The following is a 14,289-nucleotide window of genomic DNA, read 5'->3' as shown; positions in this document are numbered from 1 at the left end:
TCCGGATTTTAGACCTGAATGCTTTAATACTATATGAGGCAACTTGTATGCCCCCTTTGCAAAACTCCTGCACCAGATTCCTCTGCTGACCAAGAATTGGTTAAATGTGCCTCTTGTCACCTGACCTGGACATATCTTCAAGATGAGGTAAACCAAGAAGAATTGTACCAGGACGAAGTGTATACCGTCGTGGACAACAGAAGGTCAATCTTTGAAAAAATAATTTTCAAAGAAGCAAGGAAAGTAATCCGGACAGTCAAGAAATTCAGTACATCAAATAGCAAAAAGTGTCTTGATTTTGGCTGTGGAAAAGGCCAGTTCCTTTCTCAAGTACAAGAGCAGGATTGGGAAGGTGTAGGTGTAGAGACTTCTATTCCACGAGCCACTTTTGCAAGAGAGAAATACGGATTGAAAGTTCACGAGGGATTTTACAAGGGTGGAAAAATAGATGCCGGGGACTATGACTTAATCAGCTTATTTCATGTACTTGAACACCTGCCTAGTCCTTTATTACTGCTTGAAGAGCTATGCCATGAAAACCTCAAAGTGAAAGGCATTTTGGTTATTGAAGTTCCAAATCTCAAAAGCTGGCAACATAAAATTGCTGGCGAAAGTTGGATGCATCTGGACATCCCCAAACATCTAAGTCATTGGGATGAAGCGCTTTTGGTGGGTGAATTACAAAAATTAGGGTTCAAAAAACTAAATTCTCAATACTACTCAGTACACCTTGGAGTACTCGGAATGCTGAGATCTTTGATGGGCAAAACAGGCTATAAGGGAAATATCATTGTAGACTTAAAAAATAAGAAAAAACTAAGTGTACTTTTGCGGATTGCCTTAATTTTGCCCCTGGCATTCTTTTTGGAAAGTTTGGCTGTAGCATTTAAAAAAGGAGGGGTTTTTAGAATCTATTTACAAAAACATGAGTAAAAAAGGTAAAGTAATTTTTTTACATAGCTCTTCAGAAAAATATGGTGCCTCCAAGATTCTCTTGTATGTCATGAATATTTTCAGGGAGATGGGCTACTCCACCCTGATCATTTTACCGGGAGATGGCCCTTTGGTTCCCGAAATAGAAAAACAAGGCTTCGAATACAAAATCATTAATCTGGGAATATTAAGAAGGAAACATTTTCACCCTAAAGGAATTCTGGACCGAGGTAAAAAACTCTATACTGCCTACCGCTTTTTGGATGAAATCCATGAAAAAGAACCAATCTCTTTAATCTATTCCAATACATTGGCTGTAATAGTTGGTGCTACTTTTGCGAGAAGGCGCGGAATCCCTCATGTCTGGCACATCCATGAAATCATAGAATCCCCAAAGTTCCTAGTGAAATTTCTTGCCTCCAGAGTGGATAGAAGCACAAAAAGGCCTGTTGTAGTTTCTGAATCTGTAGCCAAACATTGGAGAAAATTCCTGGACACTTCCAAACCAGAAGTAATTCACAATGGGATTAAAATAAACTCCTTTTTGAAATGCCAATCTGATATAAGAGAAGAACTGGGCCTAAACCCAGACCAGAAAGTGATCACCATGATTGGAAGGATCAACCCTGGGAAAGGGCAGTTGTTTTTCCTTGATATAGCCAGAAAGGTAATTGCAAGAAACCCAAATACCAAATTCCTCTTGGTGGGAGATCCTTACCCAGGGTATGAATCCATCGAAAATGAGATTAATGGAAGAATTTCGGTAGAAAATCTTGATAATCACGTAATAAATCTGGGATTTCGCGAGGATATTCCTCAAATTTTAAAAACAACTGATATTTTTGTGCTCCCATCTATACTGCCTGACTCTTTTCCTACGGTAGTACTTGAGGCTATGGCTTCAGGTAAGCCAGTGATAGCTACTCGGTCAGGTGGTGCTTCCGAAATGGTAGTAGATGGAAAAACAGGGTTTTTGATCAATATTGGTGACACTCACGAAGCCAGTGAAAAAATCACCCAACTCTGCTCCGACCCAAGACTTGCAGTACAAATGGGAAAAAGGGGTCAGGAGAGAATATTGAAAGCATACAGTTTTGAGCACTTTGCAGAGAAAATGAAGAAATATATATGTCAGATACTACCTTAAAAACCCCACTTAAGGTAGCCATCTTAGGAGCAAAAGGTTACCCATATGTGTATGGTGGTTACGATACCTTGGTAAAAGAACTTGGAGAGAGATTGGTCAAAAGAGGAGTAGAGGTGAGAGTCTATTGCCACAGGGCACTTTTTCCCAAAAAACCTCCCATGGTCAATGGTATCAAACTTTTTTATACTCCGGCGATTGAGACCAAAAGTCTTACGCAACTTTCTCATTCGTTTATTTCCATGATGCATGCATGCCTTTCGGATGTAGATGTGATTTTTGTTGTAAATAGTGGCAATGGTCCTTATGGACTGATTTCCAAAATTTTCCGGAAACCCACCGCCATCAATGTAGACGGACTTGAATGGCTCCGACCTAAATGGAGAGGACTAGGCTCCAGATACTTTAAATTTGCATCAAGATTAGCAACAAAGTTTTATGACAGAATTGTGACTGATTCTGATGAAATGCAGCGTATCTATCAAGAAATGTTTAAAGCTGATTCCACTGTAATAGCATATGGCGCAAATCCTGCAAATCATTCTAACCCGGAACTTTTGAAAAAATGGAATCTGAAACCCAATGAATACTACCTCATAGTCGGACGCTTGGTTCAGGATAACAATGCAGATTTGATCTTGGGCGGGTTCCAAAAGTCAAGCACGGACAAAAAGCTAGTAATTGTCGGCGATGTGCCTTTCGAAGATGAGTTTGCCAATAAACTCAAAAATATCAAAGACGAAAGGGTATTATTCACAGGATATGTCAAAGATACCGAGGAGTTAAAATCTCTTTATAACCTGAGCTATGCTTATTTCCACGGACATGAATATGGAGGAACCAATCCAGCCATGCTTAAAGCACTGGGATATGGTTGTGCCATTTTGGCTTTGGATACTGTTTTCAATAGGGAAATGCTACAGGATGGAAAACACGGAATATTTTTCCAGAAAGATTTTGATGCGGTGAAGGATTGTATTCATAAAGTTGAACAGTTACCCGAAAAAATGGAAACACTAAGAAATACTGCTAGATCCGGACTCACTGCAAGGTACAACTGGGACAATGTAACGGAGGCTTATCTCCAACTATTCCTCGAACTAAAAAAATCCTAAGCTTAGCCCTGATCGAAAGAAATATAGGTGTGAACCTTCCATTTACCCTCCACTTTTTTAAGTAGAGCCAATTGATGAACTAAGTACTCTTCATTGAACTTCATTTTTTTGACAAAAGTCCAATATTCTTCAAATCGCTCGGACTTGATATCCTTAAAAGCCACCGTCATGTGTGGCTTATAGTTCCTGTCACTTAGCTCCTTTACGAGATTGAGCTGTTGCTGGCAATATTTAGCTAATTCACTTTGAAGCTCGTTCAACTCCATTGAGTTAAATACACCTATATAAATCACCCTGTTACCAAAATGCCAAAAGCCTTTGAGCTTCAAGCTAAAAGGTTCTAAACCATCAGAGAATCGGCTGATTTGTCGGACGAGCTCTGTTTCTTTATTTTCATTCCAAAGAAACGGCATTTTAAGTGTAATATGTGCCGGAGATTTGAGCGCATATTTCAGGTTGAATTTGCATTTAAGATCTTCTTTGACCTGACTTGCTTTTTCCTGAATTTCCCCCTCTGGTACTAGAGCAATAAAATATTTTTCAAGCTTCTTTGCCATTTAACACAAATATATGGGTTTTGAATGCCTAAGGGTGTTTTTCAAAAAGCTTTCTCTTAAATTAGAAGAGGTATTTTTCCGAAGAATATTTTAAAAGCGTAAATTGAGATTTCCTAGAGCATAGCAAGCATATGAAGAATTTTACTAAGGCCATGGTCGGCCTAGACCTGTCGAAAATGGATGAGATCCTGATCCAGAAAGTTTCTACACTTTCGGGAGTTTTGGGAATTGAAAAACTATATTTTATTCACGTAGCCAAGGACCTTTCTCTTCCGGAGGAAATAACAAAAAACTTTCCGGATCTTTTAGCTCCAGCAGATGAGAGCATCAAGTCTGACATCCGTGGTATTATTAAAGAATTCAATTTTCCGGATAATCTGGATATAGAGGTAGTAGTAGAAGAAGGCAAGCCTATGGACACTGTTCTCCGTTGGTCCAAAATCAAAGATGTTGATCTATTAATTATGGGGCGTAAAGAGAACTTAGAAGGCAGCGGCTCGCTGGCAAAGACTATGGCCCACCGTGCCCCATGTCCTGTTTTGTTTTTGACCGAAAAAGCTCCTGTAAAAATCCCCGAAAGAATACTCATTCCAATGGACTTTTCAGAGCACTCCAAGCTAAGCCTTGAATTTGGCCAAAAGCTTGCAAATGAAACAGGTGCTAAATTGATTGGCTTGCATGTGTACTCTGTGCCTACTGGCTATTACAAAACCGGAAAGTCATATGATGAATTTGCTGAAATCATGGAAGGGCATGCCAAAAAAGACTTTGAGAAGTTTTTTGCAAAGTTGGATATGAAGCCGATTGACTGTTTATTTAGATGCAAAGATGATGGAAATGAAGGCAGATTTATCATTCGGGTGTCTTTAGAGGAAAAAGCAGACCTGATTTTAATGGGTAGCCGAGGAAGAACTGCATCAGCTGCTGCCCTCCTGGGTAGCGTTGCTGAAAAACTCGTCAATATTAACAATACCATACCTATGTTGGTATTCAAGAAAAAAGGAGAGAACATGAGTTTTATGGACGCTTTGAAGAAAATTTAAACCCTTAAATTACTTCCAATTAAGGTTTATAAAAATAAAAGCTGGCCTGATCACCCACTGATTTTTGGTTGTAAAGGGCAGCTTTTTTCCTCCATCTGGCCATATCTTGTTTGGAAAAAACCTTCATATGCTCTTCTTTACTTAGTATTTTGCCTTCTTTAGCCAATTCAGTTCCCCAAAATTGAAACTCCGTACTATCAAATACAATCCCCCTACTCTCAAAGCCCTCTTTTTCAGCCAACTTTTTCAATCCTGAGACCGAAGGTATTTGGAAATGCCGAGGTGCATCCAGCTGAACCCAATATACTCCCTCATCTTTCCAAACCTTAGAATCAGTGACAGGCAAGCGGACCAACAAATAGGATTCATGATCCATCAACTCAAAGCACCTTTTGAGGATGGCTTGGGGATGATCCATATGTTCAAGTGCATGATGAATCATAACCAGATCAAAAACCCCTTCAATTTCAAAAATGGACTTTTTTTCCAAACTTAAATATTTGTTTACCCTAACGCTCTCTTTCATAAAGGGATCTACTCCAGTCAGATTTTTGAATCCCGCAGCATATAGTTCAAAAAGCAGTTGACCATTACCACAGCCAATATCTGCAATACGAGCCGTTTTTTTGGGTTTGATTTTGGCTACCCAGTCCCCAAAAACAGGCTTGACTTGATGATATTCGGTAATTTGGAAGAGTGTAAACCGGATTTTCTTGAGAAAGTTAATAACAGATGAGGTCTTCACCAATGGTAAAAAAGAATAATAATCCTCAGGATAATAAGGCGAAAGATCCTTGGGAGGATCCAATAAACAAAGACTTTTGCATTCCGGACATTCTCCATAGTGGAAAAGCTCGCCGGTACCAAACATCATTTCCTTTACCTCATGGACTATCAACTCTCCCTGATACCCGCAATAAGCACAATCTGTTACTTTGCTGGTATCAATATGCATTTTCTCTGTTGAGCAAAAGTTCATACACGGTCCTTACGCAAATACTAAGATCCAGCCAAATAGACCATTTTTGAATATAGAAAAAGTCTAACCTTACTCTGGAACGGATCTGGAAAGCGTTTTCAATTTCCCCTCTAAACCCTTTCACTTGGGCTAATCCGGTAATACCAGGCTTGATCTTATGTCTTGAATTGTACTTTTCAATCTGGGTTTGAAAAAGCTTGTTCATAGGAACTGTGTGTGGTCTAGGCCCCACAATAGACATATCCCCAATAAGCACATTGAGAAATTGAGGCATTTCGTCCAAAGATGTCTGCCTTAAAAAAGCACCTATTCGGGTAACCCTAGGGTCATTTTTGACAGCTTGATGCGTATCTGCATAATCATTGGGTGTCATAGACCGGAATTTAAGGCAGCTAAAAACCTCGTTATTTTCTCCATTCCTTTCTTGTATAAAAAATATGGGACCCTTTGATTCAAGTTTGATCAGAAGACCTACTAATGGTATCAACCAGCTCAAGATAAATACCGTGACAAAAAGAGAAAAAATCAAGTCAAATCCCCTTTTCATTACTCTATTGAAAACGTAATCCAAAGGAACCTCATTGACGTTGATGACAAAGAAATCTCCATACTTGGAAAATGATAGTTTCTTTTCCAATTGCAGGGTATTGCCAGGAATAATTTTTACTTTGATATAATGCTCATCAGCAAAGTGTATCACTTTTTTAATTAGCTTTTCGTCAAGATACTCATGAATGTAAATCAGGTCTATTTTCTTTTCCAGTGCATCATCAAAAAACTTTGATATGTTTCCTTTTGCCAGTGGACCCACTACTTTGTCATCATAATACCCTAAAAAACGAATTCCAAAATCCTTCCTCAACCGGATGATCTGCTCTAATTGTGTACTTTCTCTACCTTTACCCAAAATAACTGCATTCCTGTAATTGAATCCTTTGGAGCGGTATTTCCTTAACACCAAATGCAAGGAAACCCTATAAAAACCCAAAAAGAAAAACAGACATGAACTTAGCACGAAGAAATATGTCAATCGTAAGCTATCAGAATACACTGGCATCCAGATGATAGCAACTATCGCCAAGAACCAGGTCAATGATCCCAGCTCCTTTTCCAATATTTTTTCAGATTTGACAGTCCTCCCCCATTTATAATCTTTGCGTAATAGGGTGATAACCAACCAAACAAGTATGAAAATAAAAAACATGGATGGATCTGGGCCAAAAAACTCATTTTCCCCACTCAATACCAAAGAGGCCAGCAAAAAGGAAACTACTAATATGGTAACATCCCCAATAACAAAAAGCCAGGGAAAGAATCTATCAAAGCGTTTTTTCATAAAAATATGTACTTAACTGGAAAATACGCATTCAGCAACGAGGTAGTTTATAATTTTATCTTAATTCAGCAGGATTTTACCTGTTTTTTTTGAATTTGATGGTAAAATTAAAAAAGAATCCATTAACGGTATTACTTTTGTAAGAATAATTTGTGAATTAAGACAAATTGAAGGTTTAAAAGGACATCAATCCAAAATATGAATAATTTTAAAGCCTTAATGGCTTCTTCTGATCAACCCGAATCGTTGGGATATGCCCTAAGAAACAGGAGGTTTCAGGTTTTTGAAGATTTGATAGATAAAAATTTTCCAGCCAGTCAAGTAGTACACATTCTGGATGTAGGCGGTACGGCATACTTTTGGGAGGACAAAAACATGGTTTTGGAAGGCCGTGTCAAAGTAACTCTACTCAACTTAGAAGAAGAGCATAACCTTCCTTTTGGTGTTAACAGTATTTCTGGAGATGCTACTGATTTATCCCAATTTGACGACAATTCTTTTGATCTGGTTTTTTCCAACTCTGTCATAGAACATCTTTACACTTGGAAAAACCAAAAGAAAATGGCTACTGAATGTATGAGGGTAGGAAAAAAGTATTTTGTTCAGACTCCGAATAAACATTTTTTGGTGGAAGCTCATTATGCTTTGCCCTTGATTCAATATGCACCCAAAAGTCTGGCTTTCATGGTTTTGACAAAAACCAAAATCAGCAGAATGAGAAAATGGAGAGAACAGGATGCGAAGCAATACCTGGAAGAAATCCGCTTGATAAACGAAAAAGAAATGAAGAAGCTCTTTCCTGAAGCCAGTATTTATAAAGAAAAATGGCTAGGAATGACCAAATCATTTACTGCTCATAACCTTTGAGAACAGATCTAAACTAATACTGATTGGATTCAGCTCAAATGATATTTGGGTATTTTTGACGTGAAGTCGAATAATTTATTTCTCTTTCATGATTTTCCGCTTTCTTACCTGTAGAACCTTAAAAGTGGAATACCTATGATTTCAAGCCAATCCCGATAAACCGGGACAAGTTATCAATGAATAACTTGTCCGCCGAGGCGGATCCAACTTGCCTGCGGCAGGCAGGTATCTATTAGTATCAGGTTAATCTAGGCTCTTATTTAATTTAGTTAGTGGTATAATTGGGGATATGCACATAATCTTTAATTTCTATTTACTTTTCCTATGCCATTTACTTTTTCGTGCACTACTGTAGGGTTACCGGTATAGCTAACTGTTCCAATCCCATCTACCTCAAGAGAAAGCTCTCCCTCACAGTGAACAGCAACTTTTCCTATACCTCCACTCACCAATTCTACTTTTTGGGCGATTAACTTGGAGGCATCTATATTTCCGATTCCTTCATTGATCAATGTCAATTCTCTTGCCACACCTTTGAGTGTTAAGCTGCCTACAAAATTGAGATCTGCATCCACATGGTCCGCCTCTAGCTCCATGTTGACCTTACCGACTCCTCGGCCTATAAGTCTGAAATCATTTAAATCAAGGGGATTGACAGTGGCGATGTTGCCTGCACCCTCAAATTCCATTTCACTTAGACCAGCCACTTTCAGATTAACTTTAGCGCCTTTTTTATTGAAAGTCCTGCTGTCTTTTTCGGAAATATGCAGTTCCAATAAATCCCCTCTTTGTTTGACCTGGAAAAGTGAAATCAAATCAGGATGCCCTTCAATGGTCAACGATTCCTGGTCGCCTTGGGAAATATGCAGGTTAAATACACCACTTACTTTTAATCGTGATACCCCTTCTATGTCAAACGACTCAGTTTCTACCTCACCTGAATAATTCCGAGAGTCGCAGGAGACTAAGGTTACAAAAACAGCTAGCGTTAAAATAAGAGATAAAGTTTTCATAGTGTCCGAGTTTGAAACTGATTATCAGAAATATAAAAAAATTATAATAATGAATGTCCTCTCTAAACGGAATTTAAGTCAAGCCTCTGTATTGATACGGGTATTTATATTTTCTAACTCTTTGATTACTTATCAAAGAAAGGAGGTCTCCTCTTTTGCCAGTCAGTTTTTTCTTGGAAAGCTCTACCCAGCATAACCAGTTTTTCCTCATCAAAAAGATTAGCCAGGAAAGTGATTGAAACAGGAGCACCAGCCTCAGTAAATCCATTGGGCATACAAAGAGCCGGGTGACCTGTCAGGTTCGTTATGGCTAACTGATTACCTCCATAGCTTGGTGTCACAATAACATCAAATTCAGAAAACAAGGCGTGCATTTCCTCTATCAGTACAGCCCTGTGCCTGTTGGCTTGGATATATTCTACAGCAGGAATAAACCTTGAAGAACGAAACAGATTTGGCCAGGCACCACGATGCTGTGCCACAAGCATTTCATCCAAGTCCATTCTGGTCAGCTCATCAAAAGCGGCTGCTCCTTCCACGTATAGAGAAATCAACAAACTACTGACATTCACAGATGTCTTTAAGTTGACTGGCTTTAATTCTATTCCCAAAGCTTTAAGATCTTCCAATGTCCGTAGATCTTGTTTGAGGTTTGCTCTTTCATCTTTAAAGAACTCATCAAAGTACCCTACTTTTAAGCCTTTGTAAGATTTGGTCCCGTCATAATTGAATGCCGCCGCAATGGTACTTTTATCCTTACTATCAAAACCCTGGATTACAGAGAGAACTATCCCATTATCCAGTGCTGAACGGGACATAGGGCCAATTTTGTCCATACTCCAACTTAAGGCCATGGCTCCATGCCTGCTGACCCTGCCAAAAGTAGGCCTGAGACCGGTAACTCCATTTCTTGTAGACGGAGAGACTATACTTCCTAAGGTTTCTGTACCTATTGCAAAGGGTACCAAACCAGCAGAAACAGCGGATCCGGATCCAGCGGAAGAACCACTGCTGCCTTGATTCAGGTTCCATGGGTTTTTGGTCACCCCTCCATACCAAACATCACCCATAGCCAGAGCACCTAAGGTAAACTTACCCAAAAGCACAGCGCCTGAATCCTCCAGTTTTCTCACTACCTCTGCAGTCTCTTGAATTTCCTGCTCCCTGTAGGGCATAGCCCCCCACGTCGTCTTAGTTCCCTCGACTGCCAAGAGATCTTTGATTCCATAGGGAATTCCATGTAGAGGACCTCTGTAATTACCCGCTGCAAGCTCCGCATCCATAGCTTTTGCCTTGGCTATTGCTTCATCCTCCAATAGGGTAATCAGACATTGGAGGGTGTCTGAATAAGTTTTGATCCGATCCAGGTAAATCCCAGTTAGTCTTTCTGAACTAAGCTGCTTATTTCTAATCAAAACTGCCAGTTCTGACACATTCATAAAAGCAATGTCCTTATTATTTTCAGGTAATTCCACGCTTGAAGGAAGCATCCAGTTGAATTCCTTCTGATTCTGATCAGGAAAAAATCCATGGGGTAAAGGGTTGAAATACAAAGCAGGGGCTACAGAATTTTCAAGGCGGCTTTCTCTCATTTTGACAAAGCTCTCAAGATGCCCTTCCAAGTTGCGAATCATACTATCCCTTTCTACTGGTGTGAACTCCAATCCAATCAGATTTTCAGCCGCGGCAATATCAGAAATAGAAATATTTTGAAACTTTTCACCAGCGATAAACGCAAGTGATAAACCAACTGAGAAGAGGATAAATATTACAACTTTGGACTTGTTATTTGAGTGCTTCATGTAGATTTGCAAATAGGGTGATTACATTCTTATGGATTAAGAATAAAGTTCAGAAATATACTCAATAATGACTTCCGATAAAAACAGTTCATTTCCGGTTTTCCCAATGCCCATGCGTGGAGTACTGCTGCTTTGTGGCATGTACACTTTTGCTATAGGCGCATTCTTCAGATATTTTGGAAAAGACCTTATCAAATGGCTTTCTATGAATGCAGCGTTTAGTACAGAAATCAGCAGCAATACCTTAGGTTCTATAGGAATGGTTTTAGGCTTTTTGATCTTTCTATCAGCATTTTATCCCATTTCTTGGAATTACCTCATATTGGTAGGTATTCTTGGAAAAATAACCTTAGCAACTTGGTTTGTGATAGGATTTATGCCAGAATTGGACTGGAACAAGAGGACAATTTTCCATCTGGTTTTCAATGAATTAATCTGGTTGATTCCTTTAGGATTTATCTTTTTTAGGTCCATAAAGGTCAAGAAATACCTGGACAGCATAAAAGACAATTAAAATCCATTGTGTATTTTGTACGTAATGTTAAATTTCATACTTTAGGATAATTAATCCACATTATCCTAACGCATGAATAGACGAAAATTTATCCGAAACAGCGGTTTAGCAGTAGCAAGCACAGCTTTTCTTCCTCAATTTTGCCAAGCCTTTTCAAAAAAGTCCGATAAAGATAAATTTGGAGTTGCCCTTTTCACACTTCCCAAGTCCCTTTCTGAAGATTTTGAAGGAACTCTTAAGATGATTTCTTCCATAGGTTACAAAGAACTGGAGTTTTTTGGTCCCTATTCCTTCAGTACTCAAGAGGCGCAGGATAGTTGGAAGCAGACAGCAGGATTCTTGGGTTTTTCAGGATCAGGGTATTTTGGCCATTCTCCAAAAGAACTCAGGGAAATACTGGATCGTCATGGATTAAGCGCACCATCTATTCATATAGACTTGCCTTCACTTCAGCAAAACATGTCTCAAATCGCAGAGGCAGCGCACATTGTGGGACATAAGTACGTGGGCATTGCTATGATTCCGGATGATATGCGTCAGAGCATTGATGATTACAAAAGGACAGTTGATATTTTCAATCAAGTCGGGGAGAATGCCAAGAAAAATGGGCTTACTTTCTTTTACCATAATCATGGATATGGGCATCAAGCCAAGGAAGCTGTTGTTCCTTTCCAGTTTATTTTGGAAAATACTGATCCTGAATTAGTCAAAATGCAGTTGGATGTTTTTTGGTTTACAGCCGCAGGAGTTGATATCAAAAAGATACTTGAGGAGAATCCTGGGAGGTTTTCTCTTTTACATATCAAAGACATGAAGGAGGATAAAAGATTTGAAGGAGCGGGGGAAAATATGCAGGAATGGATGGGCTTGTTCCCTTTCCTTGCAGATGCTGGGGCAGGCGTTTTAGATCTAGAGGGTATTATGGCAACCGCAAAAAAATCAGGAGCCAAGCATTTCTTTTTGGAAAAAGACCTGACTCCTGAGCCTAAAATGGCATTACAGAACAGTTATGATTTTCTTTCAAAAATCTCTCTGTAAAAGCTTTTTTAGAGTAGGATAATCAATAGAATAATGATAATGATCAAAGCACCTGTGGAGATGTATATTCCTGACCCTCCGTTTTGCTTTGCTTCTTTATGAAGCTCCTTCAATTCACTCTTGATTTCTTTTCGTTCCGCCCTATCCATTTCAGAAAAATCCATCTCCTTGATCTCAAGGACTCTGGCATCTATTTCCTCCAATCTTTTGACCTGTGCTTCAGTCAATTCATTTTCAGCTTTCGCTGGTTTGTCTGCTGCCAAGCTAGCAGACGTCCCACCCAACATTAATGCAGCTGCCAGGGAGAAGTTCAAAATGTGTTTTTTCATTTTTTTGTTTTTTGTTTTTCAAGATCAGAAATTGTCCCCGTGACAAAGAATTTCAAATATCCTGTTATGGGTAAACGGACGAAATTCTGTAACAGGAATATCTTTCCTCATAATGACTGCCTTTTTGCAGCTCTACTTATCTTCTATTAGCAGACAAGCCCGTTTTTTTGATAGAGCGTCTTAAGTTTATTGAAATTATTTCAAGCTCCCTGTCATATCTTCAGGTCTTACCCATTCATCAAATTGCTCGTTTGTTAACAATCCCAATGCCAAAGCCGCTTCCCTTAAAGAAGTCCCCTCCTTATGGGCCTTCTTGGCAATTGCCGCTGCGTTTTCATAGCCTATATGTGGATTAAGGGCGGTAACAAGCATCAGTGAGTTTTCAAGATGTCTTTGAATGAAAGGAGTATTTGGCTCAATTCCTATCGCACAATTATCATTGAAAGATACGCATGCATCACCTATCAACCTAGCAGACTGTAAGAAATTGGCTATCATCATAGGTTTGAAGACGTTTAACTCAAAGTGCCCGTTTGACCCACCAACAGAAATAGCCACATCGTTACCCATCACTTGGGCTGCTACCATGGTAATGGCCTCCACCTGTGTTGGGTTGACCTTGCCCGGCATTATTGAAGAACCTGGCTCATTTTCAGGAATCAGGACCTCGCCTATTCCAGATCTAGGTCCTGATGAAAGCATTCTGATGTCGTTTGCGATCTTCATCAAGCTCACAGCCAACTGCTTCAAAGCCCCATGAGATTCCACAATTGCATCATGAGCCGCCAATGCTTCAAATTTATTTGGAGCTGTAATCATAGGTTGGCCGGAAAATTCTGCGATTTTCTTTGCTACAAGCTCTGCATATCCTTTAGGGGTATTTAGACCTGTACCTACTGCAGTACCTCCAAGTGCCAACTCAGAAAGATGAGCCAAAGTATTTCTCAAAGCTTTTAATCCATGATCCAACTGAGCTACATATCCAGAAAATTCCTGTCCCAAGGTCAAAGGAGTGGCATCCATAAAGTGCGTTCTCCCAATTTTAACCACATCCATAAATGCCTCTGATTTGGCTTTAAGTGTATCTCTTAGCTTCTCTACACCCGGAATTGTGGTTTCCATAACCATTTTGTAGGCCGCAATATGCATGGCCGTAGGAAAAGTGTCATTGGATGACTGGGACTTGTTGACATCGTCATTGGGGTGGACCTTTTTCTTGGCATCTTCTAAGGATCCTCCCATCAGAACGTGTGCCCTGTAGGCTATTACTTCATTGGAGTTCATGTTTGACTGTGTTCCAGATCCTGTTTGCCAGATCACTAGGGGAAATTGATCATCATGCTTCCCCTCCAAAATCTCATCACACACTTGGGCAATCATTTCGGCCTTTCCTTGGTCAAGTACTCCCAATTCAGAATTGGTCAGTGCTGCCGATTTCTTTAGAATGGCAAAAGCCCTGATAATCTCAATTGGCATCCGGTTTCTTTCACCGCCGATTTTAAAATTATTGATGGATCTTTGGGTCTGTGCTCCCCAGTATTTGTCAGCAGGGACTTCTACCGGACCCATGGTATCTTTTTCTATTCTTATGCTCATAAAGCTGTATTTTAATTTAATTG

At 39.5% G+C, this 14,289-nt stretch carries 14 protein-coding genes; 7 read left to right on the top strand and 7 right to left on the bottom strand.

The genetic code is table 11. The features are described 5' to 3' along the window. The first annotated feature begins 33 nt into the window (after positions 1-33). Genes A33Q_RS18745 through A33Q_RS18735 form a run of 3 tightly spaced genes read left to right on the top strand, consistent with a single transcriptional unit; the run spans position 34 to position 3,192 of the window. On the top strand, positions 34-933 hold the full coding sequence (locus A33Q_RS18745; RefSeq protein ID WP_009033140.1) for a methyltransferase domain-containing protein: 900 nt from the start codon (positions 34-36) through the stop codon (positions 931-933). Continuing rightward, positions 926-2,080: a glycosyltransferase family 4 protein gene (locus A33Q_RS18740; RefSeq protein WP_009033141.1), complete on the top strand. Its 1,155-nt coding sequence runs from the start codon at positions 926-928 to the stop codon at positions 2,078-2,080. Before A33Q_RS18745 ends, A33Q_RS18740 begins: the two co-directional genes overlap by 8 nt. Continuing rightward, positions 2,062-3,192 carry a DUF1972 domain-containing protein gene (locus tag A33Q_RS18735; RefSeq protein ID WP_009033142.1) on the top strand — a complete coding sequence of 377 codons (1,131 nt, stop codon included), beginning with the start codon at positions 2,062-2,064 and terminating at the stop codon, positions 3,190-3,192. The genes A33Q_RS18740 and A33Q_RS18735 overlap by 19 nt, the downstream gene beginning before the upstream one ends. A 2-nt stretch (positions 3,193-3,194) precedes the next feature. Here A33Q_RS18735 and thpR read toward each other — a convergent pair whose 3' ends face one another. Continuing rightward, positions 3,195-3,749, bottom strand: a complete 555-nt coding sequence (gene thpR / locus A33Q_RS18730; protein ID WP_009033143.1) for an RNA 2',3'-cyclic phosphodiesterase — start codon at positions 3,747-3,749, stop codon at positions 3,195-3,197. A gap of 131 nt (positions 3,750-3,880) precedes the next feature. On the opposite strand from thpR, the gene A33Q_RS18725 reads away from it, so the two are divergent. Next, the gene (locus A33Q_RS18725) at positions 3,881-4,792 is read left to right on the top strand and encodes a universal stress protein (protein ID WP_009033144.1); all 912 of its coding nucleotides are present in this window, start codon (positions 3,881-3,883) and stop codon (positions 4,790-4,792) included. A 19-nt stretch (positions 4,793-4,811) separates the two neighbouring features. On the opposite strand, the gene A33Q_RS18720 is transcribed toward A33Q_RS18725, so the two are convergent. Together A33Q_RS18720 and A33Q_RS18715 are read right to left on the bottom strand one after the other, a co-directional pair. Continuing rightward, positions 4,812-5,747, bottom strand: coding sequence for a class I SAM-dependent methyltransferase (locus A33Q_RS18720; protein ID WP_009033145.1), 936 nt, complete (start codon positions 5,745-5,747; stop codon positions 4,812-4,814). After that, the gene (locus tag A33Q_RS18715) at positions 5,737-7,107 is read right to left on the bottom strand and encodes an exopolysaccharide biosynthesis polyprenyl glycosylphosphotransferase (protein ID WP_009033146.1); all 1,371 of its coding nucleotides are present in this window, start codon (positions 7,105-7,107) and stop codon (positions 5,737-5,739) included. The genes A33Q_RS18720 and A33Q_RS18715 overlap by 11 nt, the downstream gene beginning before the upstream one ends. A 198-nt stretch (positions 7,108-7,305) precedes the next feature. Between A33Q_RS18715 and A33Q_RS18710 the strand changes: the two genes are divergently transcribed. Next, positions 7,306-7,974, top strand: coding sequence for a class I SAM-dependent methyltransferase (locus tag A33Q_RS18710; RefSeq protein ID WP_040490698.1), 669 nt, complete (start codon positions 7,306-7,308; stop codon positions 7,972-7,974). A gap of 302 nt (positions 7,975-8,276) precedes the next feature. Here the strand turns inward: A33Q_RS18710 and A33Q_RS18705 are convergent, their stop codons facing one another. Beyond that, positions 8,277-8,987: a GIN domain-containing protein gene (locus A33Q_RS18705; RefSeq protein ID WP_009033148.1), complete on the bottom strand. Its 711-nt coding sequence runs from the start codon at positions 8,985-8,987 to the stop codon at positions 8,277-8,279. 125 nt (positions 8,988-9,112) lie between these two features. Then, a complete protein-coding gene (locus A33Q_RS18700) occupies positions 9,113-10,789 on the bottom strand; it encodes an amidase (RefSeq protein WP_009033149.1) in 1,677 nt (558 codons plus the stop codon). 67 nt (positions 10,790-10,856) lie between these two features. Between A33Q_RS18700 and A33Q_RS18695 the strand changes: the two genes are divergently transcribed. Continuing rightward, on the top strand, positions 10,857-11,303 hold the full coding sequence (locus A33Q_RS18695) for a hypothetical protein (protein ID WP_009033150.1): 447 nt from the start codon (positions 10,857-10,859) through the stop codon (positions 11,301-11,303). A gap of 72 nt (positions 11,304-11,375) precedes the next feature. Next, on the top strand, positions 11,376-12,341 hold the full coding sequence (locus tag A33Q_RS18690) for a sugar phosphate isomerase/epimerase family protein (RefSeq protein ID WP_009033151.1): 966 nt from the start codon (positions 11,376-11,378) through the stop codon (positions 12,339-12,341). Positions 12,342-12,349: 8 nt separating this feature from the next. Here A33Q_RS18690 and A33Q_RS18685 read toward each other — a convergent pair whose 3' ends face one another. Continuing rightward, on the bottom strand, positions 12,350-12,670 hold the full coding sequence (locus tag A33Q_RS18685) for a seryl-tRNA synthetase (protein WP_009033152.1): 321 nt from the start codon (positions 12,668-12,670) through the stop codon (positions 12,350-12,352). A gap of 195 nt (positions 12,671-12,865) precedes the next feature. Next, a complete protein-coding gene (gene fumC, locus A33Q_RS18680) occupies positions 12,866-14,266 on the bottom strand; it encodes a class II fumarate hydratase (protein WP_009033153.1) in 1,401 nt (466 codons plus the stop codon). Between the last annotated feature and the right edge of the window lie 23 nt (positions 14,267-14,289).

Source organism: Indibacter alkaliphilus LW1, from assembly GCF_000295935.2.
Classification (GTDB): Bacteria; Bacteroidota; Bacteroidia; order Cytophagales; family Cyclobacteriaceae; genus Indibacter; species Indibacter alkaliphilus.
The sequence above is the reverse complement of the archived record's forward strand: the minus strand, read 5'-3'. Positions and strand labels throughout refer to the sequence as shown.